Raw genomic sequence first — 20449 nt, 5'->3', positions numbered from 1 at the left:
ATCTCAATTAGGTCACATGAACGGTCGGTAAGTTTCGAAAACCGGACATATAAGGCATACCCAGACAGGCATCAAACGGACAGTCGTCATGAATGACGGACTGTCACGTTCGCTCAGCGGACACCTTGCCGTGGTAAGCGCTATTCCGTTTATACCTGCGCCGACAACTTGAAGTGTTGAAAAACGAACGCCCCCCTCTCCATCGGAAAGGGGGGCGATCGATTCAGGCCAAAGGGCCCTCAGAAGCGAGGGATCACGCCTTCTTGGCGCGCGAGGCGGTGCGACCGCGCTCCTTCTGGTCCAGGACGACCTTACGGATACGAACCGTCTCCGGGGTCACCTCGATGCACTCGTCCTCGCGGCAGAACTCCAGCGACTGCTCCAGCGAGAGCTTGCGCGGCGGCACCAGGTTCTCGGTGGTGTCGGAGGAGGCCGCACGCATGTTGGTGAGCTTCTTCTCCTTGGTGATGTTGATGTCCATGTCGTCCTGGCGCGAGTTCTCGCCGACGATCATGCCCTCGTACACCTCGGTGGTGGGCTCCACGAAGAGCGTGCCGCGCTCCTGGATGCCCATCATCGCGAACGGCGTCACGACGCCCGCGCGGTCCGCCACCAGCGAGCCGTTGTTGCGCATCCGGAGCTCGCCGAACCACGGCTCGTGGCCCTCGAAGATGGAGTGCGCGATGCCGGTGCCGCGGGTGTCGGTCAGGAACTGGGTCCGGAAGCCGATCAGGCCGCGCGACGGGACGATGAACTCCATGCGGACCCAGCCGGAGCCGTGGTTCGTCATGGTCTCCATGCGGCCCTTGCGGGTCGCCATCAGCTGGGTGATCGCGCCGAGGTACTCCTCGGGGCTGTCGATGGTCATCCGCTCGACCGGCTCGTGGGTCTTGCCGTTGATGACCTTGGTGACGACCTGCGGCTTGCCGACGGTCAGCTCGAAGAGCTCCCGGCGCATGGTCTCGACCAGGATGGCCAGCGCCAGCTCGCCACGGCCCTGGACCTCCCAGGCGTCGGGACGCTCGGTCGGCAGCACGCGGAGCGAGACGTTACCGATCAGCTCGCGGTCCAGGCGGTCCTTCACCATGCGGGCGGTGACCTTGTGGCCCTTGCCGCCCTTGCCGACCAGCGGCGAGGTGTTGGTGCCGATGACCATCGAGATGGCCGGCTCGTCCACCGTGATCAGCGGCAGGGCGATCGGGTTCTCCGGGTCGGCCAGGGTCTCGCCGATCATGATCTCCGGGATACCCGCGACGGCGCAGATGTCGCCGGGGCCGGCCACCTCGGCCGGCTTGCGGGTGAGCGCCTCGGTCATCAGCAGCTCGGTGATCTTGACGTTCTGGATCGTGCCGTCGCGCTTGATCCACGCGACCTGCTGGCCCTTGCGCAGCTCGCCCTGCTCGACGCGGCAGAGCGCGATGCGGCCGAGGAAGTTGTCCGCGTCCAGGTTGGTGACGTGGGCCTGGAGCGGCGCGTCCTCGTCGTAGACCGGGGCCGGGACGTGCTCCAGGATGGTGGAGAAGAACGGCTCCAGCGAGTCGCTGTCGGCCGGGACGCTGCCGTCCGCCGGCTTGGTCATCGAGGCGACGCCGTCACGCGCACAGGCGTAGACGATCGGGAACTCGATCTGCTCCTCGGTGGCGTCGAGGTCCAGGAAGAGGTCGTAGGTCTCGTTGATGACCTCGTCGATCCGGGCGTCCGGACGGTCGGTCTTGTTGATGCAGAGGATGACCGGGAGCTTCGCGGTCAGGGCCTTGCGGAGCACGAAGCGGGTCTGCGGCAGCGGACCCTCGGAGGCGTCGACCAGGAGCACGACCGCGTCCACCATCGACAGACCGCGCTCGACCTCGCCACCGAAGTCGGCGTGGCCGGGGGTGTCGATGATGTTGATCGTGATCGGGGCGCCACCCTCCTTGGGGTGGTACTTGACGGCGGTGTTCTTCGCGAGAATGGTGATGCCCTTCTCGCGCTCCAGGTCGTTGGAGTCCATCATGCGGTCGTCGAGGTGCTGGTGGGCGGCGAAGGCGCCGGCCTGCTTCAGCATGGCGTCGACCAGCGTGGTCTTGCCGTGGTCGACGTGGGCGACGATGGCAACGTTGCGGATGTCATTGCGCGTGGGCATGCGGAGCGGATTCTCCCGGAATCGTGGGTTACGGCGCCCGGCTGCGTGACGCCGACCGGCGATCCCTGTTGATCGCCGCCGCCCGTACCGCCTGCTACTACCGGTCCACCCGCCGGGCAGGACATGCCACGGCTTCCTCCTATCGTACGTGGAACCCTCCAGGTCGGCCGAAACGGGCAGGTCGGGCGGGATCAAGATCACAAGTGGATCACCGCTCTTCCCCCGCCGGACACCGTGCCGCAAGCTGTGCCGCTGTGATCAAACTCTTCGGCGCTCCCTTCGCCGCCGTGGCGGTGACAGCGCTGTACGCGGGCACCGGCGCCGCCACCGACCCGACCCGCGCGCTGCTCCTCCCCCTGGCGGGCTACGCCCTGTCGGACCTGCTGGCCCAGGTCTGGGTCCTGCTCACCGCACGGCTGCAGAGCAAGCGGGTCCACCTCGTCGTCCTCGGCTCCGGCCGGATCCTGGCCGAGGCCCGGATCGGGACGGCGCTCGTCCAGCTCAGGGCCTTCCCCGGCACACTGAACGTCTACTGGCTCCTGGCGCGGGCTCCGCTGGCCCGGCTGCGGATCTGGCTCGGCACCGCCGTGGCCGCCGGCCTCCAGACCGCGCTGGGCGTCTGGCTGCTGACCGGTGGCACCGCGGCCCGGCCGCTGGGCGTGGGCGTGCTGACCGCGACGGCCTGGCGGATCCTGGCGACCCTGCGCGGCCCGCTCGGCACCGGCCGGATCCTCCTCCTGATGCCCTTCCGGCCGGCCGGCCTCCCGTTCGGCTCCGGGCCGAACGTCCGGGCCGGCATCGCCTTCGCCCAGGGGCGGCTCACCGAGTTCGGCGCGGCGGTCGCGGAGCTGACGCCCGAGGACAACCCCGAACAGGACCGGGGGGAGCTCGCGCTCGCCGAGGGCCGCTACGCCGAGGCGGAGGAGCACGGCCGCCGGGCCCGGGCGCAGGCCCTCACGGTGTCCCATGCGATCGAGGCCGGGATGCTGATCAGCAGCGCGATCGTGGGGGCGGCGGACGCCGGCGAGCTGCCGCCCGACCGGTACCTGCCACGGCTGATGACCGTCCTGGGCGAGTTCGGCGGCCCCCGGAAGGCCCTGGAGCGCACGATCCCCGCCCTGGCCGACCTCGCCCGGCTCGACAACCGGCCCGACGAGGCGCTGGCCATCGCCCGCAGCCAGCGCGCCCTGCACGCCTATCGGCCCTGGCGGGCCGAGTCGGACTGCTCGCTGGCCGCCGCACTGGGCGCCCTCGGCCGTTTCGACGAGGCGCGGGAGGCGCTGGCCAGGGCCCGCCGGACGTACCCCGGGCTGGCCCGGACCGACCTCGTCGAGCGGCAGCTCGACCGGTGGGCCGGCGACGCCCCGGTGGCGGCCGGGCCGGTCAGTGGCGGAGCAGCCCGACGTCCTGGAAGCGGGGCCAGGTGAAGCCCCAGGCGCCGGCGGCGGCCACCTCGGAGCGGACGGCGACGAGCTCCGGGCGCTGGTAGAGCGGGACGGAGTGGCCGAGCTGCCAGATCCGGGTGTCGGCCTCCTGCAGCAGGGCCGGCCGGGCGACCGGGTCGAGCTCGGCGGCGGCGCGGTCGAGGAGCCGGTCGATCTCCTCCGTCCCGGCCCGGCCGTAGTTGCTGCCGGTCTCCAGGGCGCCGTCCGGACCGGGCCGTGGCTTGGCGTAGACCGGGCGCCGGCCGGCCACCGGATCGGGACCGGCCGGCCAGGAGAACAGCGCGAGGTCGAAGTCGCCGACCGCCAGGTGGCCCGGGACGAACGCCTCCACGGGGACGGGCACCGGCCGGACGGCGATGCCCGTCTCGGTGAGGCCGGCGACCAGGGCGTCGGCGGTGCGCCGGGCGAGGGCGGAGTCGGCGGGGATCAGCAGGGTGAGCACCAGCGACCTGCCGTCCCGGGTGCGGGTGCCGCCGCCGGCCGGCCGCTTCCAGCCGGCCGCGTCCAGCAGCCGGCCCGGGTCCGCGGTGCCGAGCGCGCCGCTGTTGTCGCGGTAGCCGTCCTGGTCGCCGGCGAGCAGGTGGTTGCCGAGCGGGGCGGCGGCGAGGCCGAGCGGGGTGAGGGCGGCGTCGGCGATCCGCCGCCGGTCGACGGCCAGTCCGAGCGCCTGCCGGACGGCCGGGTCGGCGAGCGGGGCGCGGGCGGCGTTGAGGGTGAGCTGGGTGAGCGAGGCGGCGGACGCCCGGTGCACGGTGATGCCGGGCAGTGCCTCGGCCCGCCGCAGGGCCGACGCGGAGGCACCCGCGAGGTCGGCCGAGCTGCCGGGGGCCGCCTGGGCCCGGTCGACCGCCGCGGTGAGCGGCGCGATGTCTAGCCGGTCCTGGTCGAGCGCGTCGAGGCGCCGTTCGGCCGGGACGGCCAGGAAGTCGATCCGGTCGGCCTTGGGCGCGTCCCCCCACCAGAGCGGGTTGCGGACCAGGGTGATCCGCCCGGCCGCCGCGTCCTGGCCGGCCGGCACGAAGGGCCCGGCCGTCGGGTGCGGCCCGTCCGTCGGCGGGCGGTCGAAGGCTGCCGGGGTGGACGTCTCGACCGCGGGGTGGAGCGGCCCGAACAGGGCCCGCCAGCCGGCGTACGGGTGCCGGAAGGTCACCTTGATCTCGGACGGGCCGGCGCCCTGGGTGATCGAGTCGATCGCGTCGTAGCCGGCGGGGCGGGTGGTGGTGTACGCGGGGTCGAGGCCGGAGAGGGCGGCCCGCTGGGCGGTGAAGTCCGCCAGGGCGAGCGGGGTGCCGTCGCTCCAGACGGCGTGCGGGTTGAGCCGGTAGGTGACCACCTGCGGCTGCCGGCCGGGCGGGGTGGACTCCGCGGACTCCAGGTAGTCCGGATCGGCGACCAGCCCGCCGTGCGCGTCGGGCCGGAACAGCGAGGGGTAGAGGGCGTGCGCGAGCAGCGCCGAGTCCGCCGTCGCCGCGGGCCGGTAGACGTCGAACGTGGCCGGGAGGGCGTCCAGCGCCCAGCGCAGCGTGCCGCCGTCCTGCACCCCGGCCCGGTCGTACGGGCGGAGGTCGCCGGTGACGGCCGCGGGGGCGGGGGCTGGCTCCGGGGTGCGGGCCCGGGCCGGGGCGGGGGTGCCGGAGCAGCCGGCCAGGGCCCCGGCGGCGAGCAGCAGCGCGGCGGCTGCGGTGGTGAGCTGGCGGACGCGCATGGCGGCCATGGAACGCCGCCGTGCGGGGCGGGGCACCGCCGACACGGCGGCCGCCGGAGGACTGCACCCGGTCGGCCGATCCGTGCGGGCGGCGGTGGGGCCTGCCGGGCAGGACCTAGATCGACAGCTCGAACCAGACGATCTTGCCCTTGGGCGTGCGCCGGCTGCCCCAGCGCTCCGCCAGCAGGCTGACCAGCTGGAGCCCGCGGCCGCCCTCGTCGGTCTCCTGGGCGCGCCGCTGCCGCGGCTGGGCGTAGCCGTCGTCCCAGACCTCGCAGACCATGCTGCGGTCGCGCAGCAGCCGGAGCCGGATCTCGCCGCGGCCGTGCCGGAGCGCATTGGTGACCAGCTCGCTGACCAGCAGCTCGGTGGTGTCGACCAGCTCGTCGAGGCCGCGGGCCAGCAGCCAGCTGCAGGCCAGCTCGCGGGCCTTGGCCACCGAGGTGGGCTCGGGCGGCAGGAACCAGTTGCCCACGGCGTCGTCGGGGAAGGCGTGCACCTTGGCCATCAGCAGGGCGATGTCGTCCTCGCCGTGGTGCGGGTTGAGCTCACCGAGGACGTGGTCGCAGAGCTCCTCCAGCCCCTTGCCCTCGGCGGACAGCGCGGTGCGGAAGGCCCGCAGGCCCTCGTCCAGCTGGTGCTTGCGGCTCTCCACCAGGCCGTCGGTGTAGAGGCCGAGCACGGCGCCGTCCGGCAGGGTCAGCTCGACCTCCTCGAAGGGCTCGCCGCCGACGCCGAGCGGCAGGCCGGGCGGGACGTCGAGGATCCGGGCGGATTCGCCGGGGCTGAGCAGGACGGGCGGCAGGTGGCCGGCGTTGGCGAAGGTGCAACGGCGGGTGACGGCGTCGTACACCGCGTAGACGCAGGTCGCGAGGTAGACCTCGCGGGCCTCCTCGTCGGCGGTCGAGGTGAGCCGCCCGAACGGGGCGGGCGGGGCGGCCGGCGCGGTGTCGTCGCCCAGGCCGCGGGCGATCTCGTCGAGCGCGGTGAGCACCTCGGCGGGATCGAGGTCGAGCATCGCCAGGGTGCGGACGGCGGTGCGCAGCTGCCCCATCGCCACGGCGGCGCGCAGGCCGCGGCCCATCACGTCGCCGATGACCAGCGCGGTGCGGTTGCCGGGCAGCTGGATGACGTCGAACCAGTCGCCGCCGACCTCGGTGTTGTTGTTGCTGGGCAGGTAGCGGCAGGCGATCTCCAGGCCGCTGGCGGCCGGGTTGCCCGGGGGCAGCAGGCTGCGCTGGAGGATCAGGGCGCGCTCGTGCTCGCGGCGGTAGAGCCGGGCGTTGTCGATGCAGACCGCGGCCCGGGCGACCAGCTCCTCGGCGATCGCGACGTCGCGGGCGTCGAAGGGCTCGCTGCCGATCGCGCGGGAGAGCTGGACGAGGCCGAGCACCTGGTCGCGGGCGACCAGCGGGACGATCAGGGTGGAGCGCAGCAGCGGGTCCGGCCCGGGCTCGGGGACGACGCTGCGGCCGGTGCGCAGGGCCCGGGCGTGCGGCGAGCGGCGCGGGTAGCAGAGCGTGCCGCCGGCCTCGGCGATCGGCAGGCCGGTGACCGAGCCGAGCACCGAGGAGGCGCCGCCGACCACGCTGGAGACGGCGACCCGGCGCAGTTCGCCGCTGCCGTCGGTGAGCACGCCGTCGCCGTACCGGCCGGCGCTGGGGACGGTCTCGCCGGAGAGCAGGGCGGTGTAGAGGTCGACGGTGGCGAGGTCGCAGAACGGCGGGACGACGACGTCCAGCAGCTCCTTGGCGGTGGTCTCCAGGTCGAGGGTGGAGCCGATGTGCGCGCTGGCCTCGTTCAGCAGGGCGAGGTTGCGGCGGACGCCGTCGGCCTCGCGCTCGGCGACGTGCCGGCTGGTGACGTCGGAGACCTGCCCGGCCACGCCGGTCGGCTGTCCGGCGGCTCCGTTGAGCCGGTAGAGCGAGACGGCCCAGAGCCGGTTGCCCTCGCGGGTCGGGACGGCGGAGTGGAAGCGCAGGTCGAAGACGGGCTCGCCGGTGGCGAGGACCTTGCGCAGGGCGGCGGTGAGCCGGTCCGCCTCGGAGGGCGGGAAGAGGTCGTGCGCGGTGAGGCCTTCGAGGTCCCCGGGGGCCAGACCCATGCCGGAGGCGAAGGCGTCGTTGACGCGCTGCAGGCGGAGCCGGTCGTCGAAGAGGACGAAGCCGGTGGGCGTCTGGCCGAAGACGGCCTCGGAGGCGGCGAGGTCGGTCTCGATCCGGCGCAGCCGGCCGAGGTCGACGGCGAGGCAGGTGGCTCCGGCGGTGGGCAGCGCGCTGTCGGGCATCAGGTAGAGCTCGGCGAGCCCCTCGCCGCCGCCGGCGTCGCGGTAGGGCGTGGTGCCGACCCACTCCTCGCCGGCCAGGGTGCGTTCCAGCCGGGCGCGCCCGCGCTGCCAGAGCTCGCGCGGCACGAAGGTGGTGATCGGGTCGGCGCCGACGGCCTCGGAGGCCGCCACGCCGAAGAACTCGGCCGCGCGTTCGCTCCACTGGCTGATCCGCCCGTCCGGGCCGATCGCGAAGGTCGCGACCCGGATGTAGTCGTAGATCGAGCCGGGATCCCCGGCGCCCCAGCGCCTGGTGCCGCTCCCCGGGCAGGCGGCGCGGCCGTGGCCGGCGCCCGTCCCTCCCGGGGCGGCCTGGGCGGCCGCGACGGCGGGCAGGTGCGGCGAGCCGGCCTGCCCGGGCACAGCGGCATGACCGCTGCTGCTCGGCGCGTTACGCGCCGGGGTGCTGTTCAACGGACCGACCCCTCCAAACCCGCGACCGTCCGGATGCCGAGAAGACCGAGTATTCATCATCGAGGGGTACGTTCACACGCCCTCAACATCACAACATCAGATCGGGCGAAGGTTTTTGTCCTACCGCCCGCGCAACCACCATGCCACGCTCGCGCCCCCTGCCGGAGTGCGCGCTCCCCCCGGCGACCCGCTGGCATATGCAGCCCCGTTCTACTCGCGTCCTACTCGGCTCCCGTCTCCTCGGGCTCATTACCCGGCAGGGCCTGCTCGAACCAGACGACCTTGCCCATGCCCTCGGCCCGGGCACCCCAGCGGAGCGCGAGCCGGCGGACGAGTTCCAGACCCCGGCCGCCCTCGTCGGCCTCGGCCGCGTGGCGCTCGCGGGGCGGGTCCGGCAGCGGATCGGAGATCTCCACCAGCAGCGTCTCGCCCAGCGTCAACCGTACTCCGATGGGTGCGCTGGCATACCGGACCGAGTTGGTGACCAGCTCGCTGACCAGCAGCTCCGCGGTGTCGGTCAGCTCCTCGACACCCCATTCGGTGAGCGTCGCGCGGACCAGCCGGCGGGCCCGGGAGACGGCGGTCGGCTCGGCGGGAAGCGTCCAGCCGGCCGTCGGGGTGCCGGCCTGTCCGTGGCCGAGCCGGGCCAGCAGCAGCGCCACGTCGTCCGGCTCGCGGCCCTGCTCCATGGTGTCGAGCACGGCCTCGCAGGCCGCCTGGATCGACGCGTGCGGCTGCTGGAGCACGGTCATCAGCCGGCCGAGCCCGACGTCGAGGTCCTTGTCGCGGGACTCCACCAGGCCGTCGGTGCAGAGTGCGAGCAGGCTGCCCTCGGGGATCTTCAGTTCGACCGCCTCGAACGGGACGCCGCCCACGCCGAGCGGCGCGCCCGAGGGCAGGTCGAGGATCCGGCCGGCCCCGCCGAGCAGCGGGCCGCCGTTGCGGGTCGGCTCGTCGGCCTCCGCGGCCGGCACGATCAGCACCGGTGGGATGTGGCCGGCCTTGGAGACCGTCAGCCGGGCGGTGGCCGGGTCGAACACGGCGTAGATGCAGGTGGCCAGGAGCGCCTCGTCCGGCCCCTGGGCGAGGTCGTCGGCCAGCTCGTGGACGTGCCGCAGCAGGACGTCCGGCGGCAGGTCGAGGGCGGCCAGGACCCGGACGGCGGTCCGCAGCCGGCCCATCGTGGCGGCGGCCCGCAGGCCGTGGCCCATCACGTCGCCGACCACCAGGGCGGTCCGGTCACCGGGCAGCGGGATGACGTCGAACCAGTCGCCGCCGACCTCGGTGCCGCTGCTGCCGGGCACGTACCGGTAGGCGACCTCGACGCCGGTCGGCTGCGGGACCTGCTGCGGCAGCAGGGTGCGCTGCAGGGTGAGCGCGGCGGTGCGCTCGCGCGCGTAGAGCCGGGCGTTGTCCAGCGAGCTGCCGGCCCGGTCGGCCAGCTCGACGGTGAACGCGAGGTCGTCCCGGTCGAAGCCCTCGCGGTAGCCGGCCCGGCTGATCAGCAGCAGGCCGATCACGATGCCGCGGGCGCGCAGCGGCACCACCAGCATCGAGTGCACGCCCAGGTCGTGGGCGGCCTGCATCTTCGGGTCGCCGGAGTAGGTGACGTCGTCCAGCTGGTCGGCGCCGGAGAGCAGCTCCGGGACGCCGGTGCGCAGCACCCGCCCGCAGGCGGAGTCCTCGGCGAAGGTGATCCGGGCGCCGCGCCGCAGCATCACCTCCACCTCCGGGCCGTCCTGGACGGAGGCGGTGCCGAGCTGGAGCAGCGACGTCCGGCGGTCGTGGCCGTGCCGGGGCAGGTCGTCACCGTGCGCGACGGCCTGCAGCAGGATCACCGCGGAGTGGTCGGTGAGCCGCGGGACGACCGCGCTGGCCAGCTCCTGGGCGATCCGCGAGGCGTCGAGCAGGTCACCGACCCGGGAGCCGAACTCGTTGAGCAGGGAGAGCCGGCGCCGGGCGTGCTCGACCTTGGCCACCGCCCGGTAGCGCTCCGTCACGTCCATCACGGTGCCGGAGATGCCGAGCACCCGGCCGGCCCGGTCGGTCATCCGGCTGTAGGAGATCGAGCGGTACCCGGAGCGGGCGGTGACCGGCGAGGCCAGCGTGACGTCGATGACCGGCTCGCCGGTGGCCAGCACCTGGCGCTGGATCGCGGTGATCTCGTCGGCGGCCCGCTCGGGCAGGGTCTCGCCGGTGGTCCGGCCGGCGTGGTCCTCGGTGGCCATGCCGTTCATCTCGGCGAGCGTCCGGTTCACGGCGGTGTACCGCAGGTCGGTGTCGAGGATGGCGATGCCCAGCGGGGACTGCTCGAACAGTGCGTCACGGACGGCGAGATCCCGCTCGACGGCCTGCACGGCCGCCGCCTCCGCCAGGTTGACCTGGAGGAACGGGGTGCCGTCGCCGTCCACCAGCAGGGAGAGCCGGGCCTCCACGGCGACCGCCTCGCCGTCCCGGTCGCGCAGCTCGGCGAGGCCGGCCCAGCGGCCGTTGCGCAGGGTGCCCTGGATCGCCGCGCGGATCCGGACGACCTGCTCCTGGTCCGGGATCAGCTCCTCGATCCGGCGGCCGACCAGCAGCTCGTTCGGCCAGCCGAGCAGCTCCTCGGCGGCCGGGCTCCAGAGCACCACCCGGCCGGCGGTGTCCAGGATCGCGATGGCCACCTTGACCACGTCCAGCAGGTTGCCCTCGCCGTGCGGGCCGGGGCCGCCCGGTTCGGGGCCGGGGCCGCCCGGGAACGGCCGGGCGGGGCGGCTGCGCAGGCCCGGCGGCGGGGGCGGGTCGGTGACCACCAGGGACGGCGCGGGCCGGTCGGGCGGCGGGGCGTCGGAGGCGGGACCCTCCGCTCCGCGGCGGCGGCCAGCCGGCGGCTGCGGCGCGGGGCGCACGCCTCTGCGCAAGCGGGCGCGCGCGGCCGCGCTCCCCCCGGCGCCCGCGCGTCGCGCTCCCCCGCCGCCGTTACCGGTACTCGACACCGACGGGGCCTCCGGCTCTGGTCGGGACCGGCGTCGCCGGCTGGGGCGGCTCACCGATCGTGACGAATAGTACCGAAAAGTGACATACCCAGCAGAACCCAGGCTATCCCGGCTGGCGGGTCGGCTTTTCCGATTGGCCTACCTGGCGTATTGCGCGTCGCGGCGGTGACCGCTCCGGGGGCGGCCCGGCCCCCGGTCAGGAGGCGCCCCGGTCAGGAGGCGGCGGGCGCCCCGGCGAGCAGGCGGGCGACGTGCGGGAGGACGGCGCGGTCGTGCTCCAGCCAGTCCAGCCCGGCCAGCTCCTCCGGGCCGAGCCAGCGCAGCTCGTCGTGGTCCTCCAGCGGTCGGGGCTCCCCCGCGAGCAGCCCGGCCACCCAGATGTGCAGCTCCAGACCCGGCCGGACCAGCCACGCACCGGGCAGCCGCTCCACCGCCCGGGCCCGCACGCCCAGCTCCTCCATCAGCTCGCGCTCCAGCGCCTGTTCCTCGGTCTCACCGGGCTCGGCCTTGCCGCCCGGGAACTCCCAGCGCCCGGCCACGGCGGCGGGCGCGCTGCGACGGGCGGCCAGCACCCGGCCCCGGTGGAGGATGGCGCCGCCGACGACGATCCGGTTCACGCCGGCGGGCGCGGCGGGTCCCGTGTCCTCGGGCCCGGCCGTGGGGGCGTCGGCCGTGGGCGCCCCGACCGCGACGGCGTCGGCCTCGGGGGCCGCCTGCTCCACCCAGTACAGCTGCTTGTGGCCGCGCGCCTCGAACTCGGCCGCCCGGCGCTCGGCCTCGGCCCGGCCGAGGCCCTGGGCGACCAGGAACCGATTGCCGTTGTCGTCCTGCCGCATCACCCGAAAGGTGTCCATGCCGGTGAGCGTAGGACGTCCGGACGGTGGCCGGGGGCACGACCCCCCGGCCCGCGTGGGGGTCGGGCCGGGGGGCGCGTCCAGGGACGCTACGCCCGGCTCGCTACCGGCAGGTACGGTCCCGGTTAACGCCCGGTAAGACCGCGCCCCGGAGGAGGGCCGGGGTCGGTTCCGCCGGGTCAGGTCTGGATCTCGCCGACCTGCTCGCCGGTCGACAGGCCCAGCTCCCGGCGGATCTCCAGGGACAGCTTGGCCGACTTGGCCACCAGCGACCGCGCCTGCCGCAGCTCGCGTTCGAGCGCGGCGCCCGCCGCCGCGTGGGACGCGGTGTCCCAGGTGGTGGCCGCCGCCCGCTGGGCCGCCACCAGCTCGGCCACCTTCGGCTTCGCCCCCTCCGGCCAGAGCGTCGACGCCCTGGAGAGCTCGTCGGCCTCCTTGCGCGAGGCGTCCGCCATCTGCCGGGCCCAGTCCGCGTACTGGGCCGGCGCGTCGGCGATCTCGGCCTCCGGCTCGCTCCAGAACACGTTGTTGAAGGTCCGGGCGGTCTCCAGGTAGGCGAGCTGGGCCGGGGTCAGCTTGCTCCGGTCGGTCCGCACGCTGCCCCGGTGCTGGGCGTAGCGGTCCTCGTAGGTGCAGGTGACGGAGCGCTCGCCGGACTGCCAGTTGGCCCGGCTCGGGTAGAGGTAGACCTCCTCCATCCCGTTCGGCACGGCCCAGTAGTCGAGGGCGTACTCGTCGAGCAGCGGGCCGCAGAGCGCGGCGGCGCGGTCCCGGAGGCGTGTCTCACCCGGGTAGCCGGAGCCGGCGCCGTCCGGGACCCGGGCGATGCCGGCCGCCTCGCCGCGGTGCGGATCGGCGCACGGCGCCTTCAGCACCCAGAAGACGGTCCGGTCCCCGCTCTCAGGGTCCCCGCTCTCGGCGTCCTCACCGGTCGGGTTGTAGCAGTCGCCGGCCTTGAGGGAGGACCAGAGCACGGCCCCCGGCGGGGCCTTCGGGACGCGGCCCGGGCGGTCGGCCCGGTCGATCTCGTCGACGCCGGCCACCAGCCCGAGGCCGACGACCAGCACGACGAGCACCGCACCGAGGGCGCCGGTGATCACGCCGGTCACGGCCATGCCGCGGCCGCGCTCGTTGCGCTTGGGGATCTGCACCAGCGCGACGACGCCGAAGGCGAGGGCCAGCGGCCACATGCAGAGCAGGCCGGTGACCAGCGCGGCAACGGCGAAGCCGTTGGTGACGGTGGGTGCGAGCGGGTACGGGTGGCCGGGCTGGAAGCCGGACAGCGCGCCGGGCGGGACGGCGGCCCAGCCGGACGCGGCCGACGGCGGGACGGGCGGCACCGACGCGCCGGCCCAGGCCCCGGTGGGAGCTCCGGCCGGGGCCTCGGCCCCCCAGGCGGGGGTGGGGGCGGAGGTGGGTACGGCCCAGGGGTCCGCGGGCTCGGCGGTGGGGACGGCGGGCCCGGCGGGGGCCTCGGGGGCCTCGGGGGCCTCGGAGGCCGCAGGGTCGGCGGTGGGGACGGCGGGCGGCGCGGCGTCCGCCGCGACCGGCTTGGCCAGCTCCACCCGGGGGTCCTTGGCCGGGGCGGGGGCGGGCTGGGCATCCGCCACCGGACTGTCCGTCACCTCGCCGGTCGTCACCCCACCGGTCGTCACCTCGCCGGCCGGCGCGGACGCCGCCGGCGGGCCGTCCGGTGCGGGGCCGGGCGCGGGCGCGTCGGGTTCGGGCTTGGACACGTGGACTCCCCCGGCCCGCCGGGGGACGGGCTTCAGCTCGGCAGTTCGACTGAGACGCTCCGCACGCGGAGCGCACTCCGGCGACGGGAACGGACGCGCGACTCTACCCGATCTTGCCGAACAGCCTCCCGCCCTTTTCCGGCCCTCCGGACGGCGCCCTACCCGCGGGCCAGCACCTCCCCGTGCAGCATCGAGAACCACCCGTCCCCGGCCGCCGCCCAGCCCCGCCAGCCGGCCGCGATCCGTTCCAGTTCGGCCCGGTCCGCGAAGCCGCCCGCGACGGCCATCCCGGCGGTGCCGGAGGCCGGCGTCCGCTCGGCCCACATCCCGCCCCACCACTCGCGGCGCTCCGGCGTCGCGAACGTCCAGCTGCTCGACGAGGCGGTCACCTCGGCGAAACCGGCCGCCCGGGCCCAGGACAGCAGCCGCCGACCGGCGTCCGGCTCGCCGCCGTTGGCCCGGGCGACCGTCCGGTACAGCTCCAGCCAGCGGTCCAGCTCGGGCACCTCCGGGTACCAGGTCATGGTGGCGTAGTCGACGTCCCGGGCCGCGACCACGCCGCCCTGCGCCGTCACCCGGCGCATCTCCCGCAGCGCGGCCACCGGGTCGGCCACGTGCTGCAGCACCTGGTGGGCGTGCACCACGTCGAACTCGCCGTCCGCGTAGGGCAGTGCGTGCACGTCGGCGACCTCGAAGGCCACGTTGGACAGGCCCCGCGCCTCGATGTGCGCGGCCGCCGCCTCCAGCACCTCGGCCGAGGTGTCGACGGCCACCACCCGCCCGCCGGGGCCGACCAGTTCGGCCAGGTCGGCGGTGATCGTGCCGGGGCCGCAGCCGACGTCCAGCAGGGCCTGCCCGGGGCGCACGTGGGGAACCAGGTAGGCCGCCGAGTCGGCGGCGGTGCGCGAGCGGTGCGAGCGCAGGACGGACTCCTGGTGGCCGTGCGTGTAGACGGCGGCGGGCTGCTGACCGGTCATGGCGTCCCCCTGGGGCGGGCTCGGTTCTCCGACGCCTCCGACGCTACTCCTCGTCCCGAATCCCGAGAAGATTCGTCTCATATTCCGATCACTCCGGAGCGCGGCGGAGCCCCCGACCGGCCTGCGGTCGGGGGCTCCGCCGTACGAGTGCGCCTAGTTGAGGGTGAACCAGGTGGTGCGGGACTTCTTCCACTCCGGGTGCGTGAGGTCCTTGGCCTCGGTGCCGTCGCCGTAGAGGTCCGCGGAGCCGTCGTCGGTGATCAGCTGCACCCGGGCGCCGGGGGCGGTGAGGTCCGGAACGTCCGGCACGGCCTCCCAGCCGCCCGCGTCGCTGGTCGGCAGATCCAGCACCTTGACCGGCTGCGAGCCCGGCTGGCCGTCCCAGCGGTACAGCGCGTACGGGTCGGAGTTGTCGTCCGCGGCCCAGGAGCCGGCCACGATCAGGTACTGGCCCAGCGCGTTGCGGCGCAGGTCGCGGACGGAGAGCCCGCCGAGGTTCAGCTCGATCGGGGCGCCGAACGTGGCGTGCGCCGAACCGCCGGGCAGCGAGGAGAAGTTGGTGACCGGCACGATCAGCGCCCGGCCACCGGTGACCGCCGGGGCGAGCGGGGCGCGGAAGCCCACGTACACGGTGGTGGAGCTGCCCGGCGCGAACTCCAGGCCCTCCACGTTGAATCCGTCGATCTGCTTGGGCACCTCGCCGGCCGCCGCACCCGCCGTGAAGCCGTAGCGGTCGCCGTTGGCGTGGTCCCAGGCGATCAGGTCGTCCCGCAGGCCGGTGTACTTGCCCGCCAGCGACAGCTGCGTCGAGGCGCCCGAGCCGCTCACCGTGGTGGCGAACACGGTGTGCCGCTGGGTCTTGATCTCCCCGTCCTTGTTGTTGCCGAGCGAGCCCGTCCAGTAGATGGTGTTGCCCACCCGGGTGGCGCCCTCGATGTCGATCTCCTTGGAGACGCCGAGCGCCGAGCTGAAGTCCCAGGTGCGGACCGGCGCGCCGGAGGCGTTGCGGTCGTACAGGCGCAGCACGTTGGACTCGTCGTCGGCCACGACGATGTAGCCGCCGCCCGCGTCGACCGCCGCCGAGGCGTCGCTGGAGCCGGTCAGGTAGCGGCTCGCGGCCGAGAACTGCACGGCCGGCGAGGCCGCGTAGTGCAGCGTCTTCGTCGCGGTCTTGCCGCCGAGCCCGGTGACCTTGATGGTGAGGTCGGCATAGCCGACACCCTGCGCGGCGACCGCGAGGGTGCGGGTGCCGGTGGTGCCCGTGACGGTGACGTCGGTGGTCCGGGCGACCGCGCTGCGGGTGGTCGCCGAGGCGGCGACGGTGAGGGCGGAGACGGCGGCACCGCTCTGCGCGACGGTGACGGTGACCGTCGGGTCGCCGGTGGCGCCGACCGCGCCGGAGAGGTAACCGGCCGAGAGCGTGATCGTGGGGGTTCCGTACGTCACGGCGGCGGCGGCACCGGCGGGCAGCGCGAGCACCGGCAGCGCGGCAACGGCAACGGCCAGCGGCAGCAGGCCGCGGGAGAGACGGGACACGGGGACAGCCCTTCGAGGTGGGGGGCGGTGCGAGGTCCGGACCAGGGTGGGGCCCGTCGGCGAACGCCGCCCCTCCAACACCGGGCCACCGGACGAACAGCAGCCCTCACCCACCCCGCGGCCCCGGCCGGGCCGTACCGTGGGCGGGCACCCGACAGAACGGTTCCCCCATGCCCGCGCCCCGGCCCTTCGTCCTGCTGAGCGCCGCGATGTCGCTCGACGGGCACCTCGACGACGCCTCCCCCGAACGGCTGCTGCTCTCGAACCCGGCCGACTTCGACCGGGTGGACGCGGAGCGGGCCGCCGCCGACGCCGTCCTGGTCGGCGGCAACACGCTGCGCACCGACAACCCCCGGCTGCTGGTCAACGACCCGGACCGGCGGGCGGCCCGGGTGGCGGCCGGCCGGCCCGAGTACCCGCTGAAGGTCACGCTCAGCGCGAGCGGCGCACTCGACCGCTCCCTGCGGTTCTGGCACACCGGCGGCGGGCGGCTCGCCTACACCACCGACGCGGGCGCCGCCGTGCTGCGGCCGGCGCTGGACGGGCTGGCCGAGGTGGTCGCGCTCGGCGGCGCGGTGGAGCTCGGCGCGGTGCTGGACGATCTCGGTGCGCGCGGTGTGCGCCGGCTGATGGTCGAGGGCGGCGGCAGCGTACACACCCAGTTCCTCGCGCAGGGCCTGGCCGACGAGCTCCAGCTCGCCGTCGCCCCGCTGCTGGTCGGGCAGGCGGACGCGCCGCGGTTCGTCCACCCCGCGGCCTTCCCCGGCGGGCCGGCCCGCCGGATGCGGCTGCTGGAGGCACGTACCGTGGGCGACGTCGTCCTGCTCAGGTACGCCCCGAAGGAGCCCGCCCCGTGACCAGCACCACCGCCGACCTGCAGTTCCTGCGCCGGGCCGTCGAGCTCTCCCGCCGCTGCCCGCCCTCCGGGACGGCGTTCTCGGTCGGCGCGGTGGTCGTCGGCGCCGGCGGCGAGGTGCTCGCCGAGGGCTGGAGCCGGGAGACGGACCCGCACGACCACGCCGAGGAGGCGGCCCTGGCCAAGCTGCCGGCCGGCGACCCGCGGCTGCGTGGCGCGACCGTCTACAGCTCGCTGGAGCCCTGCGGGCAGCGCGCCTCGCGGCCGTGCCCGTGCGCCCGGTTGCTGATCGCGGCGGGCGTTCCGCGCGTGGTGGTGGCCTGGCGCGAGCCGGACACCTTCGTTGCCGTCACCCAGGGGACGGCGCTGCTGGAGGCGGCCGGGGTCGAGGTGGTGGAGCTGCCGGAGGTGGCGGAGGAGGCCCGGGCGGTCAACGCCCACCTGCTGGGGTGAGGCCCGGGCGGCGGCGCCGCGGTGGATCTTTTGTATCCTTGGTGAACAATCGTCTCGGATTTTTCGGCACGCCCCCGAGGAGCCGCCCCATGCCCGCCGCCCCCACCGTCTTCACCGTCCGCGCCCTGCTCCTGGACATGGACGGCACCCTGGTCGACTCCGACGCCGTGGTCGAGCGCTGCTGGCACGACTGGGCCCTCGAACACGGGCTCGACCCGGCGCGGGTGATCGCCGTCGCCCACGGCCGGCAGGGCCACACCACCATGGCCACCCTGCTGCCGGACCGCCCCACCGAGCTCAACCTCGCCGACAACGCGCGCCTGCTCGCCCGGGAGAAGAACGACACCGAGGGCGTGGTGCCGATCCCCGGCGCCGCCGCCTTCCTGGCCGCCCTGGCCGGCCTCCCGCACGCCCTGGTCACCTCCGCCGACGAGGCGCTCGCCCGGGTCCGGATGGCCGCCGCCGGCCTCCCGCTCCCGCCCGCGCTGGTCACCGCCGAGTCGGTCGGCGCCGGCAAGCCCGACCCCGAGGGCTTCCTCAAGGGCGCGGCCGCCGTCGGCTTCGCCCCCGCCGACTGCCTCGCCTTCGAGGACTCCGCGGCCGGCATCGCCGCCGCGCTGGCCGCCGGAGTGCCGGTGGTGGGCATCGGCCCGCGGGCCGGCGCCCACCACCCCACCGCCCACGCCGCCACGCTGGAGGACGTGTCCGTCACGGCCGCCGCCGACGGCACGCTCACCGTGACCGTCCGCACCGCCTGACGGCGGGGCCGGGGCCGCCCCACCGGCCGGCCCCGGCCCGGCCGCTCAGCAGTGCGAGCGGGCGGCCAGCCAGCCTGCCATCGCCCGGACGCCGACACCGATGGCCCGCTCGTCCGGGACGAAGGTCTCGTAGTGCGGGTAGCTCGTCTCGATCCCGGCCCCGGGCGTGCGCACCCCGAGGAAGGTGTACGTCCCCGGGACCTCCCGTAGGAAGAGCGCGTAGTCCTCCCCGTTGAAGGGGTACGCCGTGTGGTTGACCGTCACCCCGCCCCGGCCGAGCACCCGGCGCAGGTGCCGCGCCAGCGCGTCGGTCTCCTCCACCGGGCAGACCAGCGCCGGGAAGGCCGGCTTCGGGAACGCGACCACGCCCCCGTACGACTGGGCGATCCGCCGGATCTCCTCGCGGATCCCGGGCGTGCGCTCCTCGGGCCAGCAGCGGAACTTCACGTCGACCGCTACCCGACCCTCGGCGTCCGGGACCTTCGCCGGCCTGGCCTGGGTCACCAGGAACCGGGCCAGCGGCCCGTCCGGCGTCTGCACGTCCGCGACCATCCGCTCCAGGTCCGCGGGCGACTGCGGCAGCGCCACTGTGCCGAGCCGGCCGATCTCGGCCGCCAGCCGGCCCGCCGCCGCGAGCGCGTCCGGCCCGCTCAGCGTCACCGCGGCGTAGTCCTGCCCCGGCAGCCCGGAGCCCGGGGTGACGGCGAACTGCCCGACCGGGTACGGCCCGCAGTGCAGGGCGTGGATCTCCTCGACCCCGTGGCGTGTCAACACCTTCGCGTCGAGCATCGCCTGCGCCCCCACCAGGCCCTCCTCGCCCGGCTGGAAGAGGAAGACCACGGAGCCGCTCAGCCGCTGCCGCAGCTGCGCCAGCACCTGCGCGACGCCGACCCCGACCGTGGTGTGGATGTCGTGCCCGCAGGCGTGCGCCGCCGGGCGGTCCGCGACCGGGGGCATGATGCCGGGCCCCGGCACCGCGTCCATGTCCGCCCGGTAGGCCACCGTCCGCCCGGGCCGCGCGCCCTTCAGCACGGCGACCACGCCCGTCCCGGCCACCGACTCCACGCTCAGGCCCGCGGCGCGCAGCCGCCCGGCCACCGCGGCGGAGGCGAACGTCTCCTGCCCCGTCGTCTGCGGGTTCGCGTGCAGCTCCCGCCGCAGCGCGACCAGGCTCCCGTCGAGCCGCGTGGCGACGGCGTCCACCGCGGCCTGGTCGATCGGATTGCGCCGGCGGTCCGAGTCGGCCGCGGCCGCGGTGCCGGACGCCAGGACGGCCCCCACCCCGGCCACCGCGGTGCTGCCCAGCAGCGTGCGTCGGCTCAGGGCAGGCTGATGCGGACGAGTCATGTGTTCCCCCTGTGATCGTGCAGCGTGTGCGCCCGCGCGACGCTCCGGCGGGCGGTGTAGACACGGACGGCAGCCGGGCGGGGTGACGACGCCGGTGTGGTCACGGCCAGACGTCCGCCCCCGCGGTGCTGCCGGACAGCTCCCCGAATGATCACACAGATTGATCAACTCGCCCCCGGCGCAGCACAAGTGAGAGAAGTGATTCCGATTTGCGCACCCCACCGGAACACCCGGTGGCCAGGCGCCCCGACCAGGCACCCCGGACCCTTGTCGACACACGATGACAGACGTACAATTTCTTGTACCCAGAAGGAGGCGGGCCATGAAGACGATGACCTATTCGGAGTCCCGCGCGCGGTACGCCGAGGTGCTCAACGCCGTCACGGACGACCGCGAGGAGATAGTGATCACTCGCGCCGGACACGAGCCGGTGGTCATCGTTTCACTGGAGGACTACCAGTCCCTCAAGGAGACCGCCTACCTGCTGCGCAGCCCGGCGAACGCGCGCCGCCTCCTGGCCTCCATCGAGGAACTGGAGACCGGCGGCGGAACCGCACGGGAACTGGCAGATCCGGAGTGAAGATCATTTTTTCCTCCCGGGCCTGGGAGGACTACCTGTGGTGGCAGGTCCAGGACCGCAAGATCCTCAGGCGGATCAACACGCTCATCGCCGATGCGGCGCGCAACGGCAACGAAGGCATCGGCAAGCCGGAACCGCTCAAACACGGATTCCAGGGCTATTGGTCACGCCGGATCAATGACGAGCACCGCCTCATCTACAAGGTCGCCGACGACTCGGTCCTGATCGCACAATGCCGCTACCACTACGAGAGCTGACCCGTCGACCGTGACAGGACGAGCGGCCCCCCGGACCGTCGCCCGGGGAGCCGCTGCGGCACGTGCTCAGGTCGGTGCGCCACGGGCCACCGCCGATCGCGCGGCGGC

The 20449-nt window shown here is 74.7% G+C and carries 13 protein-coding genes and 1 pseudogene; 5 read left to right on the top strand and 9 right to left on the bottom strand.

Features of this window, described 5'->3' with window-relative positions:
• Positions 1–253: 253 nt before the first annotated feature.
• Positions 254–2122 carry a translational GTPase TypA gene (gene typA, locus OH807_RS25015; RefSeq protein WP_406202726.1) on the bottom strand — a complete coding sequence of 623 codons (1869 nt, stop codon included), beginning with the start codon at positions 2120–2122 and terminating at the stop codon, positions 254–256.
• A 254-nt stretch (positions 2123–2376) separates the two neighbouring features.
• Here typA and OH807_RS25010 point away from each other — a divergent pair, with 254 nt between their 5' ends.
• Positions 2377–3549 carry a hypothetical protein gene (locus tag OH807_RS25010; protein ID WP_406202724.1) on the top strand — a complete coding sequence of 391 codons (1173 nt, stop codon included), beginning with the start codon at positions 2377–2379 and terminating at the stop codon, positions 3547–3549.
• Here OH807_RS25010 and OH807_RS25005 read toward each other — a convergent pair.
• The 7 genes from OH807_RS25005 to OH807_RS24975 form a co-directional block, all read right to left on the bottom strand.
• Positions 3506–5272, bottom strand: a complete 1767-nt coding sequence (locus tag OH807_RS25005; RefSeq protein WP_406202722.1) for an ABC transporter family substrate-binding protein — start codon at positions 5270–5272, stop codon at positions 3506–3508. The two genes, OH807_RS25010 and OH807_RS25005, sit on opposite strands and share 44 nt — an antisense overlap.
• Before the next feature lie 115 nt (positions 5273–5387).
• Positions 5388–7820, bottom strand: a complete 2433-nt coding sequence (locus OH807_RS25000) for a SpoIIE family protein phosphatase (protein ID WP_406211163.1) — start codon at positions 7818–7820, stop codon at positions 5388–5390.
• A 413-nt stretch (positions 7821–8233) separates the two neighbouring features.
• Complete coding sequence (locus OH807_RS24995; protein ID WP_406202720.1) at positions 8234–10804, bottom strand: SpoIIE family protein phosphatase; 2571 nt, start codon at positions 10802–10804, stop codon at positions 8234–8236.
• Between the two features lie 395 nt (positions 10805–11199).
• Positions 11200–11841 (bottom strand): (deoxy)nucleoside triphosphate pyrophosphohydrolase, encoded by a 642-nt coding sequence (locus OH807_RS24990; protein ID WP_406202718.1) that lies wholly within the window; start codon positions 11839–11841, stop codon positions 11200–11202.
• A gap of 179 nt (positions 11842–12020) precedes the next feature.
• Complete coding sequence (locus tag OH807_RS24985) at positions 12021–13577, bottom strand: DUF4190 domain-containing protein (RefSeq protein ID WP_406202716.1); 1557 nt, start codon at positions 13575–13577, stop codon at positions 12021–12023.
• Positions 13578–13735: 158 nt separating this feature from the next.
• The gene (locus OH807_RS24980; RefSeq protein ID WP_406202714.1) at positions 13736–14554 is read right to left on the bottom strand and encodes a methyltransferase domain-containing protein; all 819 of its coding nucleotides are present in this window, start codon (positions 14552–14554) and stop codon (positions 13736–13738) included.
• 153 nt (positions 14555–14707) lie between these two features.
• Positions 14708–16090 (bottom strand): DUF3616 domain-containing protein, encoded by a 1383-nt coding sequence (locus OH807_RS24975; RefSeq protein ID WP_406202712.1) that lies wholly within the window; start codon positions 16088–16090, stop codon positions 14708–14710.
• 170 nt (positions 16091–16260) lie between these two features.
• Here OH807_RS24975 and OH807_RS24970 point away from each other — a divergent pair.
• Together OH807_RS24970 and OH807_RS24965 are read left to right on the top strand one after the other, a co-directional pair.
• Positions 16261–17399: pseudogene (locus OH807_RS24970) on the top strand (dihydrofolate reductase family protein).
• An 89-nt stretch (positions 17400–17488) separates the two neighbouring features.
• Positions 17489–18157, top strand: a complete 669-nt coding sequence (locus OH807_RS24965) for an HAD-IA family hydrolase (RefSeq protein WP_406202710.1) — start codon at positions 17489–17491, stop codon at positions 18155–18157.
• A gap of 45 nt (positions 18158–18202) precedes the next feature.
• Here OH807_RS24965 and OH807_RS24960 read toward each other — a convergent pair whose 3' ends face one another.
• Positions 18203–19504 (bottom strand): M20 family metallopeptidase, encoded by a 1302-nt coding sequence (locus OH807_RS24960; RefSeq protein ID WP_406202708.1) that lies wholly within the window; start codon positions 19502–19504, stop codon positions 18203–18205.
• A 322-nt stretch (positions 19505–19826) separates the two neighbouring features.
• Between OH807_RS24960 and OH807_RS24955 the strand changes: the two genes are divergently transcribed.
• Together OH807_RS24955 and OH807_RS24950 are read left to right on the top strand one after the other, a co-directional pair.
• Positions 19827–20084, top strand: a complete 258-nt coding sequence (locus OH807_RS24955; protein WP_406202705.1) for a type II toxin-antitoxin system Phd/YefM family antitoxin — start codon at positions 19827–19829, stop codon at positions 20082–20084.
• The gene (locus OH807_RS24950; protein ID WP_406202703.1) at positions 20081–20341 is read left to right on the top strand and encodes a Txe/YoeB family addiction module toxin; all 261 of its coding nucleotides are present in this window, start codon (positions 20081–20083) and stop codon (positions 20339–20341) included. Before OH807_RS24955 ends, OH807_RS24950 begins: the two co-directional genes overlap by 4 nt.
• Positions 20342–20449 lie beyond the last annotated feature (108 nt).

This window comes from Kitasatospora sp. NBC_01560 (assembly GCF_045208415.1).
Classification (GTDB): Bacteria; Actinomycetota; Actinomycetes; order Streptomycetales; family Streptomycetaceae; genus Kitasatospora.
This window is presented reverse-complemented; position numbering and strand designations above follow the sequence as displayed.